This is a genomic window from Mesorhizobium sp. M1088 (assembly GCF_040318575.1).
Taxonomy (GTDB): Bacteria; Pseudomonadota; Alphaproteobacteria; order Rhizobiales; family Rhizobiaceae; genus Mesorhizobium.
Window position 1 is genome coordinate 74,877 of the sequence record NZ_JAMYMO010000015.1, and the last position, 26,683, is coordinate 101,559.

Genomic DNA, 26,683 nt, shown 5'->3' on the forward strand with positions numbered 1-26,683 from the left:
AAAGCACAATGGCAAGTGCTCACAGCTAGCCCAGTTGATTTCACGGTGTTTTCACGGTCGGGATTTTTTTCCTGATCTAGGATCATAGGCATCTTGTTGGAGCCATCTGCAAACCGCAGGCGAAGAGCTCCGGCGATCAAGATACTTGTCAAAGGAGGATGCCGTGGATACTCGAGCACCGAAAACAGAAGTCAGGTCAAATCCCCGCGCACGCAGGGCAGACGGCGCCGCATCTGCCAATCCACTCGGCATCATTGTTGACTTGTTGCCGCCAGGATTTCCGACGCGACCGGGAACGCGGATCCGGCCGACCACCCTGACCATCCACAACACAGACAATCCTGGCCCCGGCGCCGATGCTGCGGCACATAACCGCTACATTCGTAGCCCCGACGCGGTTGCCCGCCGGGTGTCATGGCATTTCACCGTGGACGACAAGGACGTCTACCAGCATCTTCCCGTGAACGAGACTGGCTGGCACGCGCATGCCGCCGCCAATGCATCCAGCATTGGCATCGAGATCTGCATGCACCGAGGCATGGATGAAATGTCCGCCTACGATCGCGCGGCGCGGCTTTGCGTTTTCCTGGCCATGCAACTCGGCATCACCGTGCCCGATGGCCTACGTCAGCATCATGATTGGACAGGCAAGAACTGCCCCAGCGTCCTGCGTGGGCGACCCCACGGCTGGGAGGCATTTCTCGAGCGTGTCGGCTTCTATGCCAGGCGAGGCCGAGCCATGGCTGAAGTCCGCTTCACGGCTGCGCCGAAGTCGGCGCCCGCGACCAGAACGATGGAGATTGATGGCGCCGACTCAATCCTCGCATCCATCGCACAGCATTTCTCAACCCATGCCGATGCAGGGCCAACAGCGATGCAAGCGCGGCCGATACCAAGCGCAGACCCGATCGCTTTCGCTGCATCGACCGCAACCACCCCCTATTGGCCTGTCGTGACCCGCCATCCTCGCGCCTTGGAAGTCAACACGCTTCTTGTCGGCGGAGGCGCTTTCGGTGCCAATGCCTCGCGGCGCTTCCTTGCTGATCGAAACGGCGGCACACGTTATCACTGCGCGATCGATCTCTATTGCTCGGAAGGGGACCCGGTCGTTGCGTTGGAAGACGGCCGGATCGTCAACTTCTATCACTTCTACCAGAACACCTACGCCCTCCTGGTCCAGCACGATGGGTACGTGGTGAACTATGGTGAAGTCGCGCCCAACTCTCTCGCATCGCTTGGCCTTCGCGTTGGCGATCGGGTCGGTGCCGGCCAGAGGATCGGCACTGTTGGCCGACTGAACATGCTGCATTTTGAAACCTATGCGAGCGGCACGACCAGGAATTACTCCTGGCCCAAGGCCAACCCCCGCCCGAGCCGGCTGCGAAATCCCAGTCAGCTTCTCCTTGACCTTGCTGTGTCCGCCATACGTCTCGACGCAGATCAGGTCGTGACCCCCCTGAAGTTTTCACCATCAAGCGGCGTCCAGACAGTCAGCTTTCCTCCAATTGCTTTCGCGCCGACGGCGATTCCGCCAATGGATGAGAAAGGTTGGCATTCGTTCGGCATAGGAACGAGGGAGTGGCGATACGACGAGCGCGGCCTTGCCACCCGCGAAAACGGCACGGTCAAGCAGCAACGCTGGGAGGAGAGCCTCGATACGATGCGCAAGATCATGGAATATATGGGTTCCGAACTGCTTGTCGCGAGCGCCAAGCATGGAATTCCACCCGCGCTCCTTCTGATGACGGTCGCCACGGAGACCCACATCTACAAGGCACACAGATTCACCGGCCCGAAGACGTTCCGGTGGGAAGCGCATGTCAAGAATGATGACGTCAATCCACCGACTCTTGGCGACTACTCGGCAGGTCCGATGCAATCGCTGGGCACGACGGCGCGCTGGGTCATTCGTTCCAAGGGATCGCAGTTCGGGCTGGACTACGACCCGTTTGCGGTTGCGCCAGTTTATCCGGCCAAGCCCGAGCCCAGGCCAGCTGATCATCCGTTATATGAGTTCGCAACCAACCTTGATCTTGGTGCCGCAGAGATCCGCATACGGCTCGGCGCGAGCGGCTTCGATCCAATCTTCGTCGCCGCAGCGTTCAACGCGGGCGGACTGTACAACAGCGCTCACAGCCCATGGGGTTTGCGCGCCTACGACGATCATCTAGATCGGGCGGCCAAATGGTATGGGGACGCCTGCGCATATTTGATTGAAAGCGGCATCGTCTAGCCGACGGATCGTGTGGTTGCGATCGCCGAAGACACTCGGCTCTAGCTGAAGCCACCAACTTGGCGGCCGCGATCACAAGACCACGATTCGACAACCTGATGTCCTGCGAAGCGCATTGCAGGTCGGATGCGTCCCCGATCCTGTTTCGCAAATGGCGTGACCGGACGCTCATCAAGAGGAGAAGCGAAATGGCCAAAAAAACAGTTGGGTCCGGTGTGTCCGCTCAGGCCACACCTGGACCGAATCTTAGTAGCAGCATAGACGAGTTGCTTCTGGCTGCGACCGCACGTGGTGACGGCACGTTGCGGACAGGACGCTATGTCGTCACCTTTAAGGAAGGCGCCGGCAGCCCGACTGACAACCTCACGTCACTCGGCTTGCGGACCGCAGACGCCCGCGATTTTGCCGATCAGTCTCTCGAGATCGCGGATGTTGGCGATGCACACGCCATCGTCTTGCCTGAAATTGGCGTCGCGGTGGTTTCCAATCTTGGCATGCAGACTGCTGGACTTAGCATTGAAGCCGAAGCCGCCTCAGACAGCGCCATACAAACGATCGAGGACGAGTACTTCGTCTTCGCACAGCAGGAAACCTCGGACTACCTACGCGGGTTCCTCAAGGCGACCGAAGCGATTATCGCTGGGCTGGAGCTCGACCAGATGCGGAAAGAAGAGCTCGACTTCGAGGCCGAGGTGGCTGGTGCCACGTGGGGGCTGGTTACATGTCGCATCCCCCAAAGTTCGCGCTCTGGCGCTGGTGTGAAGGTCGCGGTGCTCGATACCGGTATGGATCTCGGGCATCCGGACTTCGCCGGTCGGCCGATCGTGACCAGCAGTTTTGTCGGGCAACCAGTCCAGGACTTGCATAGTCATGGCACACACTGCATCGGTACGGCTTGCGGACCGAAAGCTCCCGCAGGCTCCATCCCTCGCTATGGCATTGCGCATTCTGCTTCAATCTTTGTCGGCAAAGTCCTCAGCAACTCGGGCAACGGCAGCAGTGCGAGCGTGCTGGCTGGAATGAACTGGGCAATTGCCAATGGATGCGCTGTGATATCCATGTCGCTTGGTTCGCAATCGCCAGTCCAAGCGGCCTATACGGCGGCAGGCCAAGCAGCGCTCAACCGCGGCTGCCTTATCATCGCAGCTGCAGGAAACGCGAGCTCAAACACCGGGGCCCCCGCCAACTCACCCACCATCATGTCCGTGGGCTCCCTCGATCAAACTCTTGTCCCTTCGAACTTCTCGAACTTTGGTAAAATGGAGATTGCGGCGCCGGGGCGCGACGTGTTCTCATCTGTGCCGCGGCCCACGCGTTACGGGACGAAGAGCGGCACCAGCATGGCAACGCCCCACGTCGCGGGCTGCGCGGCACTTTGGGCACAAACGAGTCCGAGCCTTCGAGGGCAAGCGCTGTGGAACCGGATGTTGCAGGCGGCAAGGCCGCTTCCGTTCCCGCAGGCTAAGGTCGGCCGAGGGCTTGTCCAAGCGCCGGCGTAGAGCCCGCGGCATGCACCCGACAGGAGATAGTCATGGCAGAGAAACGAAAGTGGATTGTAACCTCGTCGGGTGCACGCCCTCTTGAGCACTTGAAGACAGACCTGCTCCAACTCGGGTTTCAGGTCGAAAATACCATGGATGAGATCGGCGTGATCGCCGGCACCGCCGAGGCAGCGGTCGCCGGCAAGGTACGGCGCGTTAAAGGAGTTGCGGACGTTTCCCCGGATCAAGACGTCGACATTGGTCCACCTGACTCAGATAAGGCTTGGTAACGGGCTTCTCTGACCAGGAGCAAAGAAGGAGGCGAACCATCGTCTTCTTCAATTTGCGGGTCCATCCAGTCTGAAATTTCAGCAACTCACTTCGAGATGATCATGTTCGTCTGTGATGATACAGTGAGGAGGAACGTCATGCTAAGTTTTTTCGTTGCCGTAGTAATTGCTTTAATTGCTTCGATCGCACAGGCTGCAGACCTAACCGTTGCGACTTTCAACACCGAGTCCGATACTGATACGCAACCCGCGAAGGTCGCTATCTCTATCGGAGAGATCGGCGCGTTTGACATCCTGGCCTTGCAGGAGGTTGAGAGCGCGCAAGCGCTGAAGGCATACGTTGAGGCGGCGGCGGCCCAAGGCGGGAGATGGCGCTATATCGTTAGCGAAAGTGGAGCCAATTCAGACCGCGAATCGGATTTCCTTGGCATAGTGTACCGGACAGACAAACTCCGTCAGCTCAAGACCACACGCAGACGCGTTCAACAATCTGACTTCAGGCGCCAACCTTGTGTGGGTCAAACCACACAATCCAATCAAGACACAATGCGATCCTTCCTTCAACTCAATGCTCGATCAAGTGTATGCGCCTACCTCCCTCGCCAAAGGGGCAACGGCGGAGATCAAATTTCCCGACGCGTCATACTGTGACAAGGACGCCCAAGGCTTCTCCGACCATCGACCGATCGTGGCAGTGTTCCCCAACGCGCTCCAGGGAGCGGGGCCAACCCTGACTGCTGGCGAACTTGTGTCGGAGGCTGCCGGCGAACAGGAAGAGTATCTGGCACAGAAAGCCGAGCGGCCGGGCGACTTTGTCGGCCACTAAGCCACTGACGTAGTGCCGAACCGTAGAGGCCAAAACGAATCCGTCGCTGGAGTGCAACGGTGGTGCAGGTACCATACAGATGCGGCAGCACTCGACGGGTTCTTGGCCGCCTTGAGGCCGGTACGCTGCGAATTCGTCAGTTGCGATCGCTACGGCCGCTTTGTTGGCGACGGCCGACGCGATGGCGTCAGCGTCGCCGGGTGGATGGTCGAGCACGGCGAAGCGCTCGACTGGCCCCGCTACAGTCACGGTGCCTATGCAGGGCAGCAGGCGAAGGTCGGACTGTGGGTCGGGCCGTTTCAGGCGCCATGGATTGGCGCGCTGGATATGGAGACAATGCGCGACCGGAAGGGAGCCAACCGCTCCGCGCCAGCGCCCGTCGCCGCTTCACCCGCCCAGCAGGGCACAACCCACGCCGGAAACGAACTCAAACTGGATAGAAACTGGGGGCAACGTCAGACGAAGCCAACTGGAACCTGCAGAACTGCTCATGGGGCAGGAAGCTCGACCGCGACAAGGACGGCATTCCGTGTGAAAACTTGTGCTAGGGGGGAATCATGTCGATCGTTAGGGATGGTGTTCTGGAAAAAGCAGCTCTAGGGCTGTTGGGACTGGTCGCCGCTATCGTGGCCGGGTGCAGTTCGATTGACTATCAGAAGCTCACCACAGGGCGGCTATCTGGCAGCCTCTTTGTCATGTGGGTTGGCGAGGGCAACAGTTCGGGCGACGGAAATTTCCTATTCGTGCCCGACCCACGGGATCCATTGATTTTCCATCGCGCATATCCATCTTCTCCGGGGAGCACGATCCAGCCGGGTCTCATGTACACGGACGGCGGTTCGATCCCGAAGATCGCCCAAGTCTTCCAGGGCCTGTCCCCTTGGGGCTACGCGCCGGCCTACATGATCCACGATTGGGTATTCATCGCTCACCACTGCATAGTAGATGGCAGCACCGAAAACAGATTCGACCAGGTTCGCGGAATCGAATTCGACGATTCAGCCGAAATTCTTGGTGAAGCGATCAAGGCATTGATCAAAGCACGGCAGGTGGCTCCCGACGACGTGGCGCCAGGTGCCATAACTTCTGCCGTCGGAAGCGTGGTTGCGAAGAACCTTTGGGATGAGAAAGGAGCGTGCAAGTCGCTGCAGGTCAGCGCGAAGGACATCGCTGCCGCGGAAGCTGCCATTCCAGGGTCGACCACCAAGGAGCAGAACTTGAGAATCTTCCGGCTCCCGGAGACGATCGGGCCTGCGGTTGCCGCGGCAAAGCCCGCCAAGATCGTGGCTCGCGTTACATTCTGAGTTGTACTCCACCGAAGGGGTTCGGCGATCTGAGTAATTGATTGTGGGGAGTATAATGAGACTGGGAGCGCCTCCACGCCGGCTAATACAACCGTCGCCGTCTCGACGGTCCGCAATGCTTCCCTTCTTGGCAAGCGGCTCGTTTACTCGATCAAGCTTTCAAAATACGGATCAACGCAGGAGTATGATGAAACAACAGGTGTCACGGCGGTGTTCGTTGGCCTCAGGACCGACGCAGCCGAAACTCGCACCTGGTACGCCAAGAAAGCCTCACGCAAAGGGAGCTGAGCCCGATCTCGCAAAGCAGGGCATACTGATGCGTGTCATACGCGGAAACTTGAACGCCTTCTAGCGATGCTCGCTGCCCAATTCTCCCAAGGCTGCGTTCCATAGGCCCTCGCTCACCACCGCAACTAAAGTCGCTTTTCGATATTGGGCGAGCACGTCCGCTGCGGGCCGGCGACGGTCCGTCACGGCATCCGTATAGCCTGTGTATTCATGGCCGTCCGGTTCGAACCATTGCATGCGTTCGACGCTCGCCACCGGGTCGCCCTTCGTCCCACGCGAGATCCTGATGATAGCCGCGCCGCGAAATCCATAATGTCAGCATCAATAGCGACTCGTCGCCACGCTTGGCCATCCAACTCTCCACACCAATTCTTGTTCCACGGTGGCTGGATCATCTTGATCAGCCCCGCTTCGAGCCCGGCGGCGGAGATCACCGGCAAACCGTTCCACTCGAGCGCAGGGGGCATCGCGCATTAGATCTCGACGACTGTGCCTGCCGTTACGTGCTCGTTGATGATCCGGTTCACGTGGGCGCTGGTTTTTTGCCCCGACTGGCCGAGTCGGTAGTTCGACAAGCGGCTGCGGATACCAGCTCGACTTACGCCGATGTATTTGATGAGATTGTCGACCACGAACACGTAGACGTAGCAGCGCGCGGATCTTGTCGCTCTTGGTCTCCAGCCCTGCGACGACGACGGTCACTTCACGCTTCATTGGCGAAGAAGTGCGAGACATACGTCCAAGGATGGCGTTCCTCATCATGTCACGCGCCCTCGTCGCGCTCGTCTTACCAAAGTTCGGCAAAATATCCCCCGCCAACAGCTTCTCTTTCGACAGCAATCAGGCATCTTCGAGTGCCTCGAAATCCGGCAAGTCGCGCAGCGTGTCGAGCCTGAATTCCAGCAGGAATTCTTTTGTCGTCACATAGGTGTAGGGTGCGCCCCGCGTCGGGCTGCGCGGACCAGACGCGATCGTGGGCTCGCCTTGCCAGGATTGCCGAACTGCGAGCCCACCTCGTGCCCGAAATCGCAAATATGGGGTCATGATGAGCTTGGCCTCATCGCCGGCCGCGCGGATGCCTTGGCGATCATCGAAAAACGTGTCGGCGCAGCGATCGATTGGAAGTCCGAAACTGCATACGCCGACTGAGATTCGTTTATCTGCGATCAAGTTCCTCGTAATTTCGCCGCGTCAACGACTCTGATTGCGCGTGGACGAACTCCGATGGAATAGACCCAACAGCGGCCTCCGACGCCCGTAGTTTAGCCTTCCGCTGCGACGGCAACGAGCATCGCTTTCGTAGGCTCCCGATACAGGTCATAGGAGAGAGCGTAGCGGTGGTCAGCCAACCATATTTCGTCATGTCTGAATGTCGCCCGCTCGATCATCATTCGGACTTGCTGAGGATCTCTTAGCTGCCGCAAAAGGTCAGCTGGTGTTGGCCTCTCATTTTCCCAAAGCCGATGAGTCGCTGTGCGTCGAAGTTTTGAACCTCGGACGGGTGAAGACGAAACCGAATGAAAACTGGGACTTTCGAAAAACCGCGTGAGACTGGACCAGTCGCTCACATACACACCATGGCCTGGATCCGGCTCGGAGTAAGGGAAGGCGTATAGCAAGACCGGAACAACCGTCTTGGAAGCGGGATCGACGCCGCCAGCAGCTATGACCATTTCAGGATGCCGCCTGATGCCATCGACCTGTCGCAGAATTTGCTCGACATGCTTCTGTTTGGACCTTTCGAAATTAAACGCGGCAACGGGGGAGGCCTCCGAGAGCCACTCATTCTTGCACTCAAATAGGAATAAATGGTCCTCCCAGGCGACGAGAGCATCTATTTGGTAAGAGGCTTTTCTCTCGTTCACAGTGAACGTGTGAAAGCCCAAACTTCTGAAGAACTCAATGACATGCCGTTCGAAGCTGCCTCCCTTGGCTGCGAACGATTCCCCGAGGCTACCGAGGTTTGAGAGGATGATACGAGTGAGATCTGCGTCAGCTGCTGCTGGCGTAAACAGGAGCCGCCGGCCGTCGGTGATCTGCACCACCGGACAATCAAAGAGGTCATCACTATTCATCCGCAGTGTGACCGAGGCTACAAAGGTCGGGACAGCAGCTTTCGGCAGCCCGGCTCCGCAAAGGCGCGTCTCAAGTTCTCCCTCGGCAAACATCAGTAGCGAGCGCGATCGAGGCGTGGAGTTTCGCTCCCGCGCATCGGTGGCGAGACTGTTCAGCGTAGCGTAGCCGCGAAGCCATTCGGCGATCGTGAGGCCTTGGAAACGTTGCCCGTCACGAAATGGATCAGGCGAGAGAAGACCAAGAAGCGCCTTGAACGCTGCCCTCTCCTGCAATGAAACAAACCCCTCCGGGGCTAGCGCGGCTGCGTTATCGATCCCTGCGAAGCCGCGGTTTGTCTCCTCGAACCATGCAGAGGTGACCTGCCTATGGAGGAAATCCCTAAAGCGTTCGTTTGCGACCCAATCGAGAAGTTCAACCTGGGAGTTCGGCCGAAATTCCCGAATGACCTCGATGGTGGGCGCCACGCTTGGCGGCAGATGCGGGGGGCGGATTTCCCTCAACTCGCCGCCCCGGAAGCGACGTCGTTCTTCGACTCGTTTCCAACGTCTGAAGGCGCCCGCACATAGCAAGCTCGTGCCCGCCTTGAATATTTCCTCTTCAGTAGCGTCACCCGGCGGGGGGATTTTGAGCGGTGTTGCGCTGGGGCTCGAATCCATTCGGCCGGCAAGCAACCGTAGTGCGGCCCCAACATGACCAACATAAGCCGCAAGCGCGCCGTCAGCGTCGAATTGACGTCCCTCGCGATCGATCGCGATGATCTGGTCCTCAAGGACGGGCTGCTTTTCCAGACCCCGCGCCACACTGTCCCTGAGGTCATCGAGATCAAATGCCGCCCTCTCCATCACCGCGATGAGCTGTCGTTCCGGTGGTAACGCCGAAATCGCCGCCGTCCGCAGACCGTACGCGACATCGCGGTAACCGGCTTCGATCAGCCGAATGAGTTCACGAAAAGCCGCAGCTCGGGCATGTCCCCGTCTGCCGACCCGCTCGGTGATAGATTCTGCCACGGAGTCCAAAAAGGAATCCCTACCCGCCTCGCGCAATGGGTTCTCGGCACGGAAGAAAAGTTGCGAACACCTTGCCATCAACCCGAAGAGATCGTTCAGCTCGTGTTTGGTTAAACGGACCCCATCAAGTTGAGCTTTGAGGTCAACGCTCGACATAGCATTGATAGCTTTGATCACGGCGGAACGATCAAGGCTTTTCGTTTTAGATTTCATCGCTCTCGTGCTTCCAAGGCGCTTTTTCGTCCGCTTCGGCTCCGATGTCCTCTTGGACGCCGGCAAAGTCTGGCATGATGTCGCCCGCCAGCAGTCTCTCCTTCGACAGCAGCCCGGCATCCTCGAGTGCCTCGAAATCCGGCAGGTCGCGCAGCGTGTCGAGCCCGAACTCCAGCAGGAATTCTTTGGTCGTCACGTAGGTGTAGGGCGCGCCTGGCGTCGGGCTCCGCGGACCGGACGCAATCAGCTTCGCGCCGCGCAGATGACCAATAAAATCGCGGCTGATCTCCTTGCCGAAGAAAGATGACAACTCGGCGCGGGTGATCGGCTGGAAGTAGCCGATGCACATCAGCACCAGCACCTCTGAATGCGTGAGGTCTGCCGAGCGTTCGTTACCGCCGACTGCGGTGCGGATGGCGTCGGCATAGGCAGGCCGGGTCAGATGCTTCCAGCCGCCGGCGACGGCGACCAGGTCGTAGGGCCGGCCGCCCAGTTCCTCGCGAATGTCGTCGATGAGAATATCAATGCTGCAGCTGTTGCCAACAATGCGGGCGAGTGTCTCGCGGGTGACCGGCTCGCTCGCCGCGAAAATAGTCGCCTCGACGCGATGCATCCATTCCCGCCAGCGCGCCTCCGGCGGCAGATGGTCGAGTTCGCGGTCGAACAAACCATCCTCGCCCGTCCGCCCTCGCCGTCTGCGCGTTGCTTCCGCCATCGCTTTCAGATCCCGTAGATGCGGAAGGTCGATCGGCCTGACAATTCGCTGACGGCGCCGAGTTCGACCAGCCGGTCGAACAGGCGGCGCAGCCCACGGTCGCTCATGCCTGAGATCTTTTCCGAGGCAACGATCGCATCGTCAGACAGGAGCTTGTCGACAACAGCGTCCGCTGCCTTGGCCCGGAGTTTCGGCGCAACGGCAAGCAGCCGGTCCGCGCGGCGCTCGAGCTCCGCGGAAAGATCAATAGCGCGCAGCGCGGCGCGCGCCTGCGCGGCAAGCAGACCTTTCGCATGCTCAGGGTCTGTCCCAATGCTTATCGCCACGGAGCTGGCTGCCGATCGGCGCGGGCGCGCGCTTGCGCCCAAGGCCGCTTCAGCGCCCAGCAGCGGCACCGCATGTGCCCAGCCCAGCCGCTGCGCCAGCAGGGCGTCGGCGAGCCAGCATCCGAAGACTCGTGCGAAACCATATCTTTCGGCCGCCGTGAACACGCCGGTCAGCATGCCGACCATTCCGATACCTGCGGAAAGCTGTCGAAGATCGTCCGCCAGGTCGCTGACCACCTCGTCGTCGCGGCGGAGACCGAGGTCATCCAGCACCGCGCCGATGCTCGTCTCGGTCAGCAGTTTCTCGGCAGGCGTGCCGGCCAGCCGGCGCCAAGCCAGCAGCATCGATCCGGCGGGACCGACGGACAAAAAATCGCCCGGCCGTGTGAGCAGCACGGCGTCGCGCAGCGCGCTTTCATCCTCGACGCGGCCGGCTTGTTTTGCCGTTGCCGCGGCCGCCGAAAGCGCCAGCCGCTGCCGCCAGGCGCCGGCCCATCGCTCCTGCCGGCGGACCACCGCGTCAAGCGCGTCGATGGCAGCGCCGACAACGAGCGCCACATCCTCTACATCTTTGCTCGCAAGGGCTTGCGCATCCGGGACGGCGCGGCGCAGCCAGGCCGGCACCGTTGTCATCGGCGCGGTCGAAGGGGCACCGCCAAGCGGGGCGTAGTGGCGCGGAGAGGGTTTGGGACGCAGAATCATCCGAACGACGATGAATCATGGCGGCGCTTTTAGCAACAAAAATGGACAATAAGCGCTGTGCCTGTCGTGCTGATAGAATGAACGATAATGTTGCATTATCGTTCCTAATTGACAGAAATCAAAAGATTAGGTAGAAATTGCCAAAAAGGTAGAAATTCGGAGCCTCTCGTGTCCCTGAATATCAAAAACCCGGCCACCGTCGCTCTCGCCGACGAACTCGCGCACCGCCAGGGTATCAGCAAGACTGCAGCCATTCACCAGGCGCTGAGCGAGCGGCTGCATCGAATGGGTTACGGTGACGTGGCCCAGGAGCGCCTGCTCGGCGAGTTGCGGGCGATCCGGGAAAGAGTGGCGCGATTGCCGGAACTCGATCATCGCAGTGACGAAGAGATCGTCGGCTATGACGAGCACGGCATTCCGAACTGATGGTGATCGACACCTCCGCCATCGTCGCGATCCTGCGCAACGAACCAGATGCCTTGAGGCTTGAGAAGGCGCTCGTCACCAACCAAATCCGCCTGGTCCCTGCAACCTGTGTGCTCGAGGCGCGCATGGTGCTGGTCAGCCGGCGCGGTGAGCATGCGTTGGCCGAGATCGATCTGTGGCTGCGCAAAATCGAGGCCGACATCATCGCCGTGGATGCCGATCTCGTCGATGTGGCAACGCAGGCTTGGCTCACCTACGGCAAAGGCCGCCACCCGGCCGCCCTGAATTTTGCCGATTGCCTTTCCTACGCGTTGGCCAAACGGGCGGATGAGCCCTTGCTCTTTATCGGCAATGACTTTTCCCAGACGGATATCGAGGCAGCATAACGATGGCTGGCGACGGTGCGGGATCAACTGCAGCGCCCCGAGGGGACGATCTTCCCGACATCATCGATGTCGTGATGGAAATGGGACAGCATCCACAGGAGGGCGAAAAATCCCCCTCCCCTCCCCTGCCGCCTATGCACTCACGGGGACATGGTAGCCTTCCCGGCCATCTGGAAGAGCTTGCCGGCCACGCCCGCGACTATGTCAAGGCGGCCAGCTCGGCCAATACACGGCGCGCCTACGCCGCCGACTGGAAGCATTTTTGCGCCTGGGCGCGCCGGCAGGGTCTGGAAGTGCTCCCACCTGATCCGCAGACCCTCGGGCTCTACATCACCGCCTGCGCGTCCGGAAAGGTAACAAGGGAGAAAAAACCAAACTCTGTGGCGACGATCGAGCGTCGCCTTTCGTCACTGTCCTGGAACTTTTCGCAGCGAGGCGAACCGCTGGACCGCAAGGACCGCCACATCGCAACGGTCATGGCCGGCATCCGCAACACCCACGCCTCCCCTCCCCGGCAGAAGGAAGCGATCCTGCCCGAGGATCTGATCGCCATGCTCGAGACCCTCGACCGCGGCACGCTGCGTGGTCTGCGCGACCGCGCCATGCTGCTTTTGGGTTTCGCCGGCGGCCTTCGCCGATCCGAAATCGTCGGCCTGGACGTCGGCAGGGATCAGACCGAGGACGGACGCGGCTGGGTCGAGATTTTTGCCGATAAGGGTCTGCTTGTCACATTGCGCGGCAAAACCGGCTGGCGCGAGGTCGAAATCGGCCGCGGCTCCTCCGACGGCACCTGCCCTGTGGTCGCTCTGCAGACCTGGCTAAGACTGGCGCGCATTGCGCACGGACCGCTGTTCCGGCGCGTTGCTGGTCAAGGCAGAGCCGTCGGTGCCGATCGCTTGAACGACCAGGAGGTCGCACGCCTGGTCAAGCGCACGGCGCTCGCCGCCGGCGTGCGCGGCGATCTGTCGGAGGGCGAACGGGCCAAGAAATTCGCCGGCCACTCACTGCGCGCCGGCCTCGCCTCGTCGGCCGAGGTCGATGAGCGCTATGTGCAACAGCAGCTCGGTCACGCCTCGGCCGAGATGACTCGAAAGTATCAGCGCCGGCGCGATCGTTTCCGCGTCAATCTCACCAAGGCGTCCGGGCTCTGAAAAGCCCCCTCCCCTGCCCCGTTTTGTCCGCTGGGATGAGGCGGTCAGATCTCAGGCGATAACAATACCTCCTCGAGCACAGCGAGCGCTCCAGACTATCGGCGGCCGACGCTTCGTAGTCAGGCATGATCATCAACTGCGTTATGGCACGGCCCACAAATTCCGGGTTTAGCTTTTCCAACCGATCCTTGGTCCGGGAGACCTGTTCCGGGAATGCGCGCAGATTGAAGCGAACAAATGACGAGGTCTCTTATCCCCGACACGAATAGCTCGCGATCTCATCGGGATTTCCCTTACCGTCATAGGCAGCTTGAGTGGGATAAGCGCAGATCGGCTGGTGCTTGCCAGGGAATGCCTTGCTGCCAGCCGCGAGAGAGTCCGGAGCCTTGTCTTGGTTTATCCAGCCCTCGATGGCGGCCAAAGGATCAAAGTCGTCGAAGGCTTGGCCATCGCCGCAGTGGGTCATCCCCGGGATTATGAACATGCGCACGAAACGGCGAGTCGCTTCCAAATCGCCGCCGCCTGTGACCTCGACGACTTGCTTGTACCAGCGCACCAGATCGTTGGCCGAGAAGACCGGATCGGAAAGTCCCTGAAACAAGAGCAGCTTTCCACCGTGGGCAGCGAAGCTGGCGAGATACGTGCCGGTCGCATCATTGAGCTTGGCCGTATCCGCAACGCGTGCCGGATCCTTGTCGAAGTCGAACTTCAGGGGGTCAAAATTCGGCGCCGGGGGCGTCATGAAGTAGTATTGAAGCGAGCGGGCTCCCAGAACGATGTTGTTTGCATCCGACTGGGAAGTGGGGGATTTGCCCAGCTTCCACATTCTCCAGTCCGCGCCCGCAACGCCCGTATCATATGGCCAATCGCTGTAAAGCTTTTCGCCATCGGAGCTTTCCGGACCCGCGAACGCGCGGCTCATGGCCTGCACTTGACCAGCCGTGAGGCAGCTGTCCGTCTTATCGCCTTGGCAGGACAGGACCTTTGGGTCGAACCGGCACTGCTGCCAGGCGTTGATGACGCCATCCTCAATGCCATCGCGGGCATCACAGGCAGCGAGAACCGCGTTGGCGACGAGGTTCAGATCCTGCTGGGAGAAGGCGCGGGATAGAATGGGATGGCCGGCCTCATCCTTGGGAGCGATGCTCATGTACTCGCGAGTATCCCAGGCTTGGGCAATGTTGGCGGCACTGAGACGAAAACCCGGGCTACCTGCAACAATCCCGTCGAACTCGAGCGGATATCGCTGAGCCGCTATCAACGCCTCACGACCGCCATTCGAGCATCCCATGAACACCGACTTTTTCGGAGCCGCCCCATAGAACTTGGCCACCACCTGCTTCGAGACCGAAGTGACTTTGCCAATGGAGGCGTACGCAAAATCAATGCGTGCGGCTTGATCGACCCCGAAAGCCGGATCGGGGCTTGGGTGCCCGCCATCCATGCTTACAACAGCGTAGCCGCGCAAGAGCCCGGGAGCCGCGGTCGAGTTCCGGCAAGGAATGGTCCCGACGGCCGGCGCCAGGAAGCCATCAACTGCGCCGCCGCCCTGGAAAAGGAACATGTCGTTCCAGGTCGTCGGAAGACGCACCTCAAACCGGGTGCCATATGATTGACCATCGACCCCCTGGCGTTTCCCGATAACACCTCGGACAAGGCAGTGCCCGCCCACTTTTACCGCCTGAGGCGAGGCGCCGGTGAATGCAGTGAAGGGATCTGCGGGGATCTCCTGCGGCTTTTGAAGGCTAGCCTCGGTAAAGATCACGCTTGGAATTGTGAGCTTGGCGATGGACCGGCACGCCTGATCCGACGCGTTTGCCGCCAGTGCAGGCGCACATACACATATGATCGCCAAAATCAGTGCCAGGGTGCACCCGCGGTCCCGCAGCTTGAGCCCGTTAGCCAAGAACATACCCATCCTCCCTGGATGCCCCGATAGCCCGAAAGCTGATCGCATTGGTAGCTAGTTGTGAGCTTTCAGAAGGTTATCCATCCGGTCCGAACCGGGAAAGCTGAGGTTGTCGAAGCTTCAGTGATTCCAGTGGGACCGGATGAACATCCATAAGAGTACCCGTGTGACGCCGCTCGGTCGAGAGCGAATTGTAATGCAGGTCGAGAGCGGACAGACGCCTGAGGCCGTCGCCAAAGCCGCAGGCGTCTGCCCGCGGACGGTTCGCAAATGGCTCGACCGGTATCGCGCCGAGGAAATGCCAGGATTGCGGGATCGCTCATCTCGCCCTCATCGGCTGCGCCGGCCGACGCCTCAGGCGGTTATTGAGACGATCGAGCGGCGCGGTACCCGTGATCTGCGGGATTGGCTTTTCGATCAGGCTGAAGATGCCAGATCGAACGAGGACCTTGCTCGCGTTTTGTCGCGCGGTGGAGGGAGACTTTGACTATCTTGCCAGCCGTGTCGACAATCGAGCGCTTGTGCGCGGACGCCCTGGTCGACGCCGAGCGCCGGATCGAAACGCGGATTGCGGAAAAGCTGGATGCTGGTGCGCGCGAGCGGTTGGATGGGCTTCTGACCGAAATGTTGGCCGGTAACATAAGCCGCTTCATCTTGCTTCGCAAGTTCGAGCTCGGCAACAATTCCGCGGCGGCAAACCGGCTGCTTGACCGACTGGAGTTCCTGCGCGGTGGGTCTTGATCCGCAAGTGCTCGCCGGCATCCGCAACACCGCATCGCTCGCCTGCGTCGGCAGGGTGAGCGCTATTTCACCGATGGCTTGCGCGATATCAGCTCGGATCGACGCTGGGCGATCCTTGCCGTTTGCGCCGTGGAATGGGAGGCGGCGGTCGCCGATGCCGTGGTCGAGACCCATGACCGGATCGTAAGGAAGACCTGGCGAGAGACTAAGGAGGAAACGGGCTTGACGCTGCAGAGGCTCTATTCGGCCGACATATGCGAGCAATTCTATGAAGCGGACCGCGACGCCATTAGCCTCCTGCCGGTTTTCGTGGGTTTCGCGGGGTCGACAGAGACGGTGCGACTGAATGCCGAACACAGCGAGTTTCAGTGGGTCCCCTTCGATCAAGCGGTCAACATGGTTCCGTTTGCCGGGCAGCGGAACGTGCTCAGGCACGTCCAGAAAGAGTTCGTCGAGCAAGAGCCAAATCGCTGGCTGTTAATTCATCCGCCACGCTAGGCAGCCGGGACGACGCGAGCGGCCGATTCCCACCCCTCCGGGCCGTCAGGGAAGGTGGAAAATCGACCCAAAGCGTCCTCCAAGCGGCGAATTTCGAAGTAAGTTTTTCCGCCTTGCTGGAACCCTGCACCTTCATAGAGGGCGGGCAAGATGGCGGTGGCCCGATTCCTTCGCAACCTGATCGCGACCGTGCCCTATGCCATCCATACCATTCTGACCGACAACGGCATTCAGTTCACCAACCGGACCTGCGAGCGGCATGCCCTTCAGCACATCTTCGACGGCATCTGCGACGAACATGGCATCGAGCACCGGCTCACAAAGATCAACCATCCCTGGGCGAACGGCCAGGTCGAGCGGATGAATCGGACCATCAAGGACGCCACCGTCAAGCGTCGGGTGCAATTCCGCATAGGCGAATTTCGACGTCCGATCGATGGCCACGAAAAGGCGCAGCTTGCCCTCGGCGGTCTGCACCTCGGCGAGGTCGATATGGAAATAGCCGAGCGGATAAGCGTTGAACTTCTTCCTGGCCGGCTTGTCGGCGTCCTGCGGCAGCCGCGAAATGCCATGGCGCTGAAGGCAGCGATGCAACGACGAGCGCGTCAGATGCGGGATCGAGGGCTGTAGGGCATAGATGCAATCATCCAGCGCCAGCAACGTGTGCTTGCGAAAGGCGACGATCACCGCTTCCTCTTCGAGCGACAGCACTGTCGATCTTGGTTTCTTCGGGCCGGTGGGAAGATCGGCGGTCGAGGTCCGGTTCCTCCACTTTCTAACGGTCTTCTGATCGATGCCGTAGCGCTTGGCCAGCGCTCTCAGGCTCTCTTCACTATGCTGTATCGCTCGACGGACTGCCTCTGTCGTCGTGGCGCGGCGGTGTAGAACCTGTCCCATAGCGCATCCTTTGATTCGGACGGCAATGATGCGCCATTAAAGTCCGGGATCAAACAGCTAGGTACTACCACCGGGCATGCCTCGCCCTGGTGCCAAGCTTTTGAAATGTACCATGAGCGGAATTTTGCCTCGGTAGGGTGCAGTGGCGAATGCGGCCTTTTCGGGAACGATTTCCTGCCAGTCCCAATTCAATTGGTATCCTCGCAAATAATGCGTCCGATTCCACAGCTAGCGTTGCAGAACTGGAAAACCTCGCGCGCAGCGTCGACCACCGACGCGTACCTGTTCAACTCGTTGCGCAGGTCGACAAGGAAAATGCGGTCGCCGCCAATGCCGATCACATCAAAGGAAACGGCCCGCCCATTGCCGCATGGAAGCGTGACAATGCTCACTGCTCGACCTCCTACATGTTAATGATATAGTAGCCAAGCACCCACCCGGCCAGTTTGCTGCCTTTGCCCGGCTCTAACTACCCCCTGAGGAATGTCTCTCGACATTCCTCAGGAACTCGACGCGAATGTCTGCACTATCCGGTGGGCTCAACAGGTGAACGCAACACACTAGTCTTTTGTCAAAGATGGAGTGTGGGGCATGAAGCAGCGACGTCGCATCTATTACTCTGCAGCTCAGCGGTCTGAGATTTGGGATCATTGGCAGGCTGGCGAGTCGATGAGTTCGATCGGGCGACGATTTGATCGGGAGTCCTCGTCGGTCTTTTCGGTGATCTCGCCGACAGGCGGAATTCGTCCGGCCGCTCGGAAACGGGCAAGCCAAGCGCTCAGTCTTAGTGAGCGGGAGGAGATTTCCAGAGGGCTGAGTACCTTCTGTTCGCTGCGTTCGATTGCTCGCCGGTTGGGTCGCTCGCCATCCACGATCAGTCGTGAAGTCCGGCGCAATGGTGGTCCGGATAGGTATCGGGCCGCACGGTCCGATCAGGCTGCCTGGCGGCGGCCCTGCGCCCTAAACTCTGCAAGCTGGCTTGCCGCCCGTTTCTGAGCCGGACAGTATCGGCCAAGCTGCAGCGGAAATGGTCGCCCGAGCAAATTGCCGGCTGGCTCAGGCGCACCTACCCAGGGGAGCCGCATAATCACGTGTCACATGAGACAATCTATCGAAGCCTGTTCATCCAGGCGCGTGGGGTGCTGAAAAAGGAACTGCTTGAGCATCTTAGGGCCAAAGCGCACCATTCGTCGCTCCAAACACGCCAGCCTGAAGCGGAACGGGCTCGGCCAGATCAAGGATGCGGTCTCTATCAGCGAAAGGCCTGCATCCGTTGAAGATCGTGCCGTCCCCGGCCATTGGGAGGGTGACCTGATCGGTGGATCTAGGAACAGCTATGTTGCGACGCTGGTCGAGCGTCACTCGCGCTATGTGATGCTGGTCAAGGTCGCCAACAAGGATACCGAAAGCGTCGTCTCGGCACTGATCAAACAGGCACGGAAACTCCCCGGCGAACTGTACCAGTCGTTGACCTGGGACCGAGGCAAAGAGCTCGCCGATCACCAGCGCCTGACCTTGGCCTCCGACGTCGAGGTCTACTTCTGTGATCCGCGGTCGCCGTGGCAGCGCGGCTCCAACGAAAACACCAACCGATTACTGCGCCAATATCTGCCGCGCGGAACCGATCTATCCCTGCACAGCCAGACTAAGCTCAGCGCGATCGCACCGCAGCTCAATGAGAGGCCGCGAAAGACCTTGCTTTATCAAACCCCAGCTGAAAAGTTCGCGGAGTGTGTTGCAGGGATCAGTTGAACCCACCCCGCTAAGCGGGCAGAATTTCTGCGACAGCATTTGCTGAAACCCTACTTTACAACAGTGTGGCGCTTCCGGCCGAGCGAAAGCCGGATCGGGAGGTCTTGGGACGATATCATTGTATCAATCTCGACGACGTTGCCGTTGATCCGCACACCTCGTCCCGAGATCGCCCTTCGCGCTTCCCCTTTGGAGGAGGTCAATCCGGCGCGTACCAGCAAATCCACAAGGGCTACTCCGGCCAACCCCTCGGCGTCATTTAGATGAAGCGTCGGTAGCCCCTCTGCGGCTTCGCCCTGCCCAAATGCTTGGCTAGCCGTGGCCTCCGCCTGTTTGGCGGCGTTAGTTCCATGTGCCAGGGCCGTAGTTTCGTTGGCGAGACGTTGTTTGACGGCGTTTAGCTCGGTTCCTTCAGCCTGTCCAAATCGCTCGATCTCGTTCATCGGCAGATCGGTGAAAAGCTTCAGAAACCGAACGACATCAGCGTCTTCCGTGTTACGCCAGAATTGCCAGTAATCGTATGGCGAAAGGCGATCTTCGTTGAGCCACACAGCTCCGGCAGCCGTCTTACCCATCTTGACACCTGAAGAAGTCGTCAGAAGCGGCGTAGTCACTCCGAAGACTTCCTTTCCATCCGTCCGCCGTATCAAGTCGATGCCATTGATGATGTTCCCCCACTGGTCGGCTCCACCCATCTGCAAACGGCAACCGGTCCGGCGGGATAGCTCAAGGAAGTCGAACGCTTGGAGGATCATGTAGTTGAATTCTAAGAAGCTCAGATTCTCCTGCTTTTCCAGCCGCGACTTCACACTGTCGAAAGAGAGCATCCGATTGACGGAGAAATGCCTGCCGACGTCTCTCAGCATGTCGATCCAACGAATGCTGTCCAGCCAGTCGGCATTGTTCACCATCACGGCATCCATCGGGCCGTCTCCGAAGACAAGGAGACGGTCAAAGACCTTTCTGATCCCTTCAATGTTGGCGGCGATCCGCTCGTCCGTCAGCATCGGCCGCGCCTCCGAACGGAAGCTGGGATCGCCGATGCGGGTGGTCCCACCCCCAATGAGAACGATGGGTTTATGGCCAGTCTGCTGAAGATGACGAAGCGCCATGATCAGAAGAAGATGGCCGACATGAAGACTGTCAGCCGTCGCATCAAAACCAGCGTAAGCGGGTACGACGCCTGCTTCAAAGGCGGCATCGACACCCGGCAGGTCGGTCCCTTGATTTACATAGCCGCGCTCAATGAGCGTCTTCAAAGCGGCCGAACATGGTTCGGAATGACCGGTTGATAAATCGGGAAGTGCCATAGGGAATCCTCCTGGTATTGCCGCCAGGGGGTCCTCTCAATGAACAAGCCGCCTGACGGCGGCTTGTTTCAAGGCATGATCGAAACGCGCCGCTCCTTATGGAAGCGTCGCATAATAGATTGCAGCGATGGGCGCGGACTTGATCATGTGCCGATGCATAAAGGACTTTATCCGCACCTGCAAGCAATCTGAAATGGCTACTTCGGGGAGCTGCCGAGCCTTTGTCGCGACGATTTTGCAACTGACTTTTGCACCGTCGCAGAACTCAACTTTTGCGACAACATCTCACCAAGGCGTCCGGGCTCTAGAAAAAAGTCCCCCTCCCCTGTTGCGGTCACTATGCATTTTTATATAGTCACCGTAGTCACAATGGTCACGGAGGCCAGAATGCAGTCTGCTCCAAAAGAGGATGCCAACTGGACCGTCGCTCGGGCCAAGGCGCGGCTGTCGGAAGTCATCGAGCGTGCGCAGGCGGCGCCGCAAACGATCACGCGCAACGGTAGGCCAAGCGTCGTTGTCGTCTCCGCCGAGGAATGGCAACGCAAGACGGTGCGCAAGGGTACGCTTGCGGAGTTTCTGCTGGAGTCGCCGCTACGCGGCGCGGAACTCGACCTTGAGCGTCAACGCGATGAACCGCGTGATCTGCCGCTGTGAGGCTACTGCTGGACACGAATGTCCTGTCCGAGGTGACAAGGCCGGCGCCGGACGCACGCGTTCTGGAATGGCTGGACAAGCTCGACGAGGATCGCTCGTTCATCAGCGTGGTGTCGATCGCGGAAATCCGGCGCGGCGTTGCTCTCATGGGCGAGGGTCGGAAGCGTGAGGCGCTGGCCGAATGGCTTGCCCGAGACCTGCCTCAGCGTTTCGAGCAGAGAGTCCTCCCCGTCGACGAGCCGGTTGCTCTGGCCTGGGGCGATCTGATGGGTCTTGCGAAGCGCCGCGGCCGCGGGCTGACGTCAATGGACGGATTGATCGCAGCCACAGCGATTGCCCAGGAGCTCACTCTGGCAACGCGTAATATGAAGGATTTCGAAGGCTTCGGAATAGAGCTCTTCGATCCGTGGACTGCGTGAATCGCCCAGCACCTCATCCCGAATGCTCGAAGCGAATTTCGAAAAAGAAGTGTGGGTTTGCCTGAAGCCCTTTGAAGCGCATGTCCGTCAGCTATTCATAGCGTGGATGACTTTGATCGAAACAAACGATTTCATAACTCTTCGGAAATCTTGCATGGACAAAAGCACGTCCGCACCGATCACCCATCCAAGGAGAAAATCTTCCATGCGCCCTGACGTGCAGTGGAGGTCGTGCCGAGAAGTGAGTTGCAACTGGCCGACCATGTCGGCGGTTCGACGCTAGTCGTCCCCAATGTTCCTGAGCTGCGAAGTCTTGCAGGCGAGCCCGCTGCCCAGCGCGATTCTGCTTGTGGGCGGGCTTATTGCCGCAGGCAGATCCGGTCGGCTCGTCTGGGCAGCGGATTGGAGACCCGGCCGGCAGCGCTACCATACAACATCAGCGCACTTTACATCTACGCGGTATTGCCGTGCTTCCAGTCGGTGCCATGTTTGGCCGACGCATGACGCGATGCGGCCTCCTGCACAGCCGAAGGCGTTATCGGATGTGCGACCGGGAAGCAGGTGGACAGTGCAGCACGTGTCACTCGCTGTGCGACGGTCTTTCGGGGAATGAAATCGGGCCAGTTCACGGCGCGGTGATCCAGCCAAGCTCTCGGCGTCATGGAACGGCAGGCGCCACGATCGAAGCATCTCATGTTGATTCAGGCGGACCCTTATGAGGCGTTCTTTGATGCCGGGTATGCCTGACAGGCGGTTGCAGCTGCAAGCGACAACGCGGCCTATTTAGTTGGAAACGGTCTGAGGCAGGCCAATTTGGCTTGTCCGTCACTATGTGGAGAAAGAAATGCTGTGTCTAGGAATTAGCGGCGGACTTGACCAAGTCCATGAAAACCGATTCGAGCTTCGGAACGCCTTTATGCACGATGGCGCCGCGGTGCTCGTCCGAGACGGACGGGTGATAGCAGCCGTCGAAGAGGAACGCCTCAATCGGATGAAACACTCCAACAAGCTCCCAATTCGTTCGATTCAATACTGTCTGTCAGCGGCGGGGGTTCAGCTCAACGACATTGATCGTGTCGCGCTCTACGCCAGCGAGCCCTATGCCAACGCCATGCTTGAAAGTATGTCCGCATCCCACCCGGACATTCTCTCCATTCCGTTGAGTGCTAAAACGTTGGTGCAGGATCTGTTAACGCGTGAGTTCGGCACTAAGTTGGACAGTTCGCGTATTTCATTCGTAAGTCATCATCAGGCGCACGCCGTGAGCGCCTTTGCAATGTCGGGCTTCGAACAAAGTCTCATTCTAGCGATTGATGGCTCTGGTGATTTCCTATCGGGCCTCGTGGCGGTAGGGTCTGGCACAGAAATTACGCAACTCGAGGCTTTCCCCGAGAACAATTCTCTTGGGCTGTTTTATCTCGAGACGATCCGCTATCTCGGCTACGGCTTGTTCGACGAGTATAAGGTAATGGGACTCGCGCCCTACGGCGACCCCGCTCCCTATCGCGAGCTCTTCGAGCAGTTCTACGAGCTCTCCGCCAACGGCGGTGGCTACCGTGTTCACCTCGACCGCATCGGTCCGGCGTTGCTCCGCAATATCGAGGTCAGGCGAAAGGGAATGCCCTTCACCCAGCAGCATCGAAATGTGAGTGCGTCACTGCAGGAAGCGCTTGAGCGGATCGTGTTCCACATTCTCCGGCATCACCGTGAGGCCACGGGCATGAAGCGGTTGTGCCTGGCGGGGGGGGTGGCCCACAACTGCACGATGAACGGTAAGCTGCTGTATTCAGGGCTTTTCGAAGACATCTTCGTGCAACCCGCGTCTCACGACGCTGGCTGCGCATTGGGAGCTGCGCTGATAGTCTCTAACGAGATGGGCCGCCCCGCGCCGTGTGAGCGACTGCAGGAGGTCTATTGGGGTCCTGATCTCGGGAGCGAGCGCGCCGTGCAACAGGAACTGAATGCATGGGCCGGACATCTCGAGGTTGAACGCTCTGATGACGTGGCAAGCAGTGCAGCCGACTGGATCGCCAACGGCGCCGTGATCGGCTGGGTGCAGGGTCGTTCGGAGTTTGGGCCACGTGCGCTGGGCAACCGCAGCATTCTTGCCGACCCTCGGCCCGCCGCAAACAAGGACCGGATCAATGCGATGGTCAAGAAGCGCGAAGGCTATCGGCCCTTCGCGCCATCTGTGCTGGAGGAGGATGCGAGCGAATTTTTCGACCTCCCGGACGGTAGGCACGAATTTCCATTCATGAATTTCGTCGTTCGCGTGCGTGACTCAAAGCGCGCCTTGCTCGGTGCCATCACGCACGTCGACGGTACCGCTCGCCTGCAAACAGTATCGCGCAACGCCAATCCCGCGTACTGGGAGGTCATCAATGCGTTCAAGAAGCGCACAGGCACTCCAATTCTGCTCAATACGTCCTTTAACAACAATGCCGAACCGATCGTGGATTCGGTTGCGGACGCAATTGCCACCTTTCTGACGACAGAGCTGGATGGACTTGTCGTCGGGCCCTTCCTGGTAAAGAAGCGGGCTGCAACGCTGCAGGATTGGACTGCGCTTGCGGTTTCGTTGCCGCCCTATGTGTCCCTCCATCAAACCCGCGCTTACAAAGCGCCAGATCGTCGGGAGACTCACTGCGAGATCAGCACGACCCACTTCAGCAGTGACAGTGTGCGAATTTCGCACGACTTGTTTAATCTGCTGATGCGGATTGAGGGCGAAGCCATGTTGGGAGATCTCCTCAATACAATTGCGCCGGATCAGGCTAAGCGTGACGCTGTGATGGAGGGCCTGCGACGACTGTGGGAGCAGCGCCTCGTTCGGTTGCATCCCTCACAAGCTGCTCGCATGGATCAAGACTGCGATCAAACGCTGTACCAGCATAACAGGCTCTCAGCGTGATAGCGATGCCGCTATCCAAGCTCGGCGAAAAATGTTTTTACTCCCCGCCGCTTGCACCCCCACGGGTGGCTGGCGGTCGACTTCATCACAGGGTTGCTTCGTCCACTTCATGTTGGACGACCCGGACGCGCAGAAAAAAGCGCCTGCGGCGGGTCCTTTGTTAACCACCATGATGCGGGACCACAGCGACAGGGCGTGCCGGAGACGGTCAATCCGGCCGGCGATGTCGTCGCCGGCGGCGACGGTCTCATTCAGGATCAGCATCGACCAAAGAGCGAGGCCACTGCCGTTATGCTCGAGATCTGGGGACGGCGGCTTGGCGATCGCCGTCTACTCGGCGTTTCTCGAACTCACTGCATGCAAGACCGTGACGAAGCCCTTCACATTGCGGGTCGGGACATAGCTGGCTTCTTGGCGCGCTACCACCGCTAGAGATGCAGACTTCGCCCGACAGCTCCTGCTGGAGCGCGGCTTGGATCTGATGGCAGAATTCTTGCGGAGACGCGGACAAGTGGGGAGCACTCCAACCCTACACACGCGTCACTGGGCTATCAGTGTTGACCGTATAATCTTCGGAATGGCAATGGCATATTTTACAAAGCACGACCGCAATCAAATTATATACCGCAGCTGGGAAGAGCCGGAACAGTCAAGCGCAAGGATGAGAATTTTGGTCCTCAAGCTTGATCATGTCGGCGACTTTTGGATGTCTCTAGGGCCCCTAAAGGACCTTCGTCAGCGTTTTGCGCATGCCCACATTACGCTGGTGGTGGGAAGCTGGAACATCGCTACTGCAAAACAGTTCGACCTCGCCGACGATCACATTGCTTTTGACTTTTTTCCTCGCAACCCAAAAGTCAAAACGCGCAAAAAAGCCGCCGACATAAGGCCGCTGCTGACCGGCGAGTTTGATCTTGCCATTGATATGCGTGTTCCGGAAGAAACAAGGCCCATCTTGCTTGAAGTCCCCGCCAGGCACCGTGCGGCGATAGTTGATCCGTACAGCATGCATCAGATCGATATTGCGATAGCGCCATTCAATCTGAAACTGCGCAGAACCATCCTCTACAAGCTGGTCCAAAAAATAGGGCTTGCTAACAAAATCCCTCGTAGATGGCTTGATTGGTTCATTGACCGCAAGCAGGTGCGTCTCCAGCATGTGTCAGAAATCCTCCTCTTTCTGGTCGCAAAGGCAGCTGCCTATTTCGAAAGCGGAGCGGGTCACCCACAGAATTCGACTACAGGCAATGCCCCGATTGTCGTGGCTCCGTTCTCCAATTCCAGCCTGCGAGATTGGCCGATTGAAAGTTTTGGCAAAGTTGTCGCTGCTCTTTCGACCCGTGGTGAGGTGGTCCTCGTTGCCCGTGGCGAATGCCTGGAAGCGCTTGAGGAGGTTGCGAACATAGCTCGGGATCGTGGAGCCGCGAACATTCGGACGGCTGTCGACTTGTCGGAATTGGAATTCAATTATCTCGTGAATTCGGCCGCGCTCGTCGTTTCGAACAATTCAGGCACCGGGCATGTCGCTGCCCAGCTTGGCCGCCCTACTATCGGCATTTTCACGGCGTCACATCTACCGGAGATTTGGGGGTTTCGAGGTCCCCTGGTCAGCATGCTTATGAGTGTTATTGAATGTCGCGGGTGTGGTCTGGACCAAGTGCGGCATTGTCCGGTCAAAGTCCGATGCAAGTTCGACATCACGCCGGATCTCGTGATTGCCGAGGTAAACGCCTTGATGAATCATTGTAAGGGTACGGCACAAGCTTAGTGGCTCGCGGTCACCATAACCGCGATTGCCCGGATCTTGGTCGCTGATTCAATCGCTACAAACATCTAAAGGCCGAAATTCAGAATTGAATCGACTTGGTCGAAGGACCGCAGTGGCGATGTCACCCCCTGGGCCGGGCGACCATTTCGTTTTCGTTCGCATGCCCGTCCATAGCGACAGCGCCACTAACAGCAGATGAACCACACAAAGTGAGGGAGACCCCAATTAAGTGCCAAGCGACAGCTGGCCCAAGGCGCCTGGCTGAAGGCGCATGAAAACCTCGTCATCACCGGGCAGGCCGATCCCACGACATAATGCACACCTCGCTATGTTATTGAAAAAGCTGGATCTGCTGATCCTGTGATTGTGATAATGGACTGTGTCCGCTCCTGCCGGAATG

The 26,683-nt window shown here is 59.2% G+C and carries 20 protein-coding genes and 6 pseudogenes; 18 read left to right on the plus strand and 8 right to left on the minus strand.

All coding sequences use genetic code 11. The annotated features are described in order from the left end of the window. Positions 1–163 precede the first annotated feature (163 nt). From NKH49_RS19065 to NKH49_RS19090, 6 genes are all read left to right on the plus strand, one after another. Positions 164–2,233, plus strand: a complete 2,070-nt coding sequence (locus NKH49_RS19065; RefSeq protein WP_352642700.1) for an N-acetylmuramoyl-L-alanine amidase — start codon at positions 164–166, stop codon at positions 2,231–2,233. A gap of 188 nt (positions 2,234–2,421) precedes the next feature. After that, complete coding sequence (locus NKH49_RS19070) at positions 2,422–3,732, plus strand: S8 family serine peptidase (RefSeq protein WP_352642698.1); 1,311 nt, start codon at positions 2,422–2,424, stop codon at positions 3,730–3,732. A gap of 32 nt (positions 3,733–3,764) precedes the next feature. After that, positions 3,765–4,004 carry a hypothetical protein gene (locus NKH49_RS19075; RefSeq protein ID WP_352642696.1) on the plus strand — a complete coding sequence of 80 codons (240 nt, stop codon included), beginning with the start codon at positions 3,765–3,767 and terminating at the stop codon, positions 4,002–4,004. A 511-nt stretch (positions 4,005–4,515) separates the two neighbouring features. After that, positions 4,516–4,830, plus strand: coding sequence for a hypothetical protein (locus NKH49_RS19080; protein WP_352642695.1), 315 nt, complete (start codon positions 4,516–4,518; stop codon positions 4,828–4,830). A 476-nt stretch (positions 4,831–5,306) separates the two neighbouring features. After that, entirely contained in the window at positions 5,307–5,378 is a 72-nt protein-coding gene (locus NKH49_RS19085) for an excalibur calcium-binding domain-containing protein (RefSeq protein WP_352927334.1), read from the plus strand. Positions 5,379–5,387: 9 nt separating this feature from the next. Beyond that, the gene (locus NKH49_RS19090) at positions 5,388–6,134 is read left to right on the plus strand and encodes a hypothetical protein (protein WP_352642693.1); all 747 of its coding nucleotides are present in this window, start codon (positions 5,388–5,390) and stop codon (positions 6,132–6,134) included. Between the two features lie 1,131 nt (positions 6,135–7,265). Here NKH49_RS19090 and NKH49_RS19095 read toward each other — a convergent pair. The 4 genes and pseudogenes from NKH49_RS19095 to NKH49_RS19110 form a co-directional block, all read right to left on the minus strand. Beyond that, a pseudogene (locus tag NKH49_RS19095) lies at positions 7,266–7,409 on the minus strand (SMC-Scp complex subunit ScpB); the annotation flags it as partial. 275 nt (positions 7,410–7,684) lie between these two features. Further along, positions 7,685–9,718, minus strand: coding sequence for a nuclease-related domain-containing protein (locus NKH49_RS19100; RefSeq protein WP_352927311.1), 2,034 nt, complete (start codon positions 9,716–9,718; stop codon positions 7,685–7,687). Beyond that, positions 9,708–10,433, minus strand: a complete 726-nt coding sequence (gene scpB, locus NKH49_RS19105; protein WP_352642689.1) for an SMC-Scp complex subunit ScpB — start codon at positions 10,431–10,433, stop codon at positions 9,708–9,710. Before scpB ends, NKH49_RS19100 begins: the two co-directional genes overlap by 11 nt. A gap of 5 nt (positions 10,434–10,438) precedes the next feature. Continuing rightward, positions 10,439–11,392, minus strand: a complete 954-nt coding sequence (locus NKH49_RS19110; RefSeq protein ID WP_352927315.1) for a DUF1403 family protein — start codon at positions 11,390–11,392, stop codon at positions 10,439–10,441. Between the two features lie 237 nt (positions 11,393–11,629). Here NKH49_RS19110 and NKH49_RS19115 point away from each other — a divergent pair, with 237 nt between their 5' ends. From NKH49_RS19115 to NKH49_RS19125, 3 genes are read left to right on the plus strand one after another with little or no spacing between them, the layout of a single operon-like run. Further along, positions 11,630–11,887: a type II toxin-antitoxin system VapB family antitoxin gene (locus tag NKH49_RS19115; protein WP_023804176.1), complete on the plus strand. Its 258-nt coding sequence runs from the start codon at positions 11,630–11,632 to the stop codon at positions 11,885–11,887. Further along, entirely contained in the window at positions 11,887–12,273 is a 387-nt protein-coding gene (locus NKH49_RS19120) for a type II toxin-antitoxin system VapC family toxin (protein ID WP_352927318.1), read from the plus strand. Before NKH49_RS19115 ends, NKH49_RS19120 begins: the two co-directional genes overlap by 1 nt. Positions 12,274–12,275: 2 nt before the next feature. Next, positions 12,276–13,424 carry a site-specific integrase gene (locus NKH49_RS19125; protein WP_352927321.1) on the plus strand — a complete coding sequence of 383 codons (1,149 nt, stop codon included), beginning with the start codon at positions 12,276–12,278 and terminating at the stop codon, positions 13,422–13,424. Between the two features lie 250 nt (positions 13,425–13,674). Here NKH49_RS19125 and NKH49_RS19130 read toward each other — a convergent pair whose 3' ends face one another. Then, positions 13,675–15,336 carry a tannase/feruloyl esterase family alpha/beta hydrolase gene (locus tag NKH49_RS19130; RefSeq protein ID WP_156937414.1) on the minus strand — a complete coding sequence of 554 codons (1,662 nt, stop codon included), beginning with the start codon at positions 15,334–15,336 and terminating at the stop codon, positions 13,675–13,677. A 139-nt stretch (positions 15,337–15,475) separates the two neighbouring features. Here NKH49_RS19130 and NKH49_RS19135 point away from each other — a divergent pair. The 3 pseudogenes from NKH49_RS19135 to NKH49_RS19150 form a co-directional block, all read left to right on the plus strand. Continuing rightward, a pseudogene (locus tag NKH49_RS19135) lies at positions 15,476–15,673 on the plus strand (leucine zipper domain-containing protein); the annotation flags it as partial. Positions 15,674–15,700: 27 nt separating this feature from the next. Beyond that, positions 15,701–16,305 (plus strand): annotated as a pseudogene (locus NKH49_RS19140) (Tn3 family transposase); the annotation flags it as partial. Positions 16,306–16,713: 408 nt separating this feature from the next. After that, positions 16,714–16,968, plus strand: a pseudogene (locus NKH49_RS19150) (IS481 family transposase); the annotation flags it as partial. A 3-nt stretch (positions 16,969–16,971) separates the two neighbouring features. On the opposite strand, the pseudogene NKH49_RS19155 reads toward NKH49_RS19150, so the two are convergent. Then, positions 16,972–17,469 (minus strand): annotated as a pseudogene (locus NKH49_RS19155) (transposase family protein); the annotation flags it as partial. 188 nt (positions 17,470–17,657) lie between these two features. Then, positions 17,658–17,861, minus strand: coding sequence for a hypothetical protein (locus tag NKH49_RS19160; RefSeq protein ID WP_352644029.1), 204 nt, complete (start codon positions 17,859–17,861; stop codon positions 17,658–17,660). Positions 17,862–18,060: 199 nt separating this feature from the next. On the opposite strand from NKH49_RS19160, the pseudogene NKH49_RS19165 reads away from it, so the two are divergent. Then, positions 18,061–19,221 (plus strand): annotated as a pseudogene (locus NKH49_RS19165) (IS30 family transposase). A 50-nt stretch (positions 19,222–19,271) separates the two neighbouring features. On the opposite strand, the gene tyrS reads toward NKH49_RS19165, so the two are convergent. Beyond that, positions 19,272–20,531 carry a tyrosine--tRNA ligase gene (gene tyrS, locus NKH49_RS19170; protein WP_352927324.1) on the minus strand — a complete coding sequence of 420 codons (1,260 nt, stop codon included), beginning with the start codon at positions 20,529–20,531 and terminating at the stop codon, positions 19,272–19,274. Between the two features lie 39 nt (positions 20,532–20,570). On the opposite strand from tyrS, the gene NKH49_RS19175 reads away from it, so the two are divergent. From NKH49_RS19175 to NKH49_RS19195, 5 genes are all read left to right on the plus strand, one after another. Further along, on the plus strand, positions 20,571–20,723 hold the full coding sequence (locus NKH49_RS19175) for a hypothetical protein (RefSeq protein WP_352907486.1): 153 nt from the start codon (positions 20,571–20,573) through the stop codon (positions 20,721–20,723). Positions 20,724–20,918: 195 nt separating this feature from the next. Continuing rightward, on the plus strand, positions 20,919–21,185 hold the full coding sequence (locus NKH49_RS19180) for a type II toxin-antitoxin system prevent-host-death family antitoxin (RefSeq protein WP_023679089.1): 267 nt from the start codon (positions 20,919–20,921) through the stop codon (positions 21,183–21,185). Next, on the plus strand, positions 21,182–21,604 hold the full coding sequence (locus tag NKH49_RS19185; protein ID WP_352480554.1) for a type II toxin-antitoxin system VapC family toxin: 423 nt from the start codon (positions 21,182–21,184) through the stop codon (positions 21,602–21,604). Before NKH49_RS19180 ends, NKH49_RS19185 begins: the two co-directional genes overlap by 4 nt. An 844-nt stretch (positions 21,605–22,448) precedes the next feature. Beyond that, entirely contained in the window at positions 22,449–24,515 is a 2,067-nt protein-coding gene (locus NKH49_RS19190; RefSeq protein WP_352927327.1) for a carbamoyltransferase family protein, read from the plus strand. A 583-nt stretch (positions 24,516–25,098) separates the two neighbouring features. After that, positions 25,099–26,283, plus strand: a complete 1,185-nt coding sequence (locus tag NKH49_RS19195; protein ID WP_352571661.1) for a glycosyltransferase family 9 protein — start codon at positions 25,099–25,101, stop codon at positions 26,281–26,283. Positions 26,284–26,683: the final 400 nt, after the last annotated feature.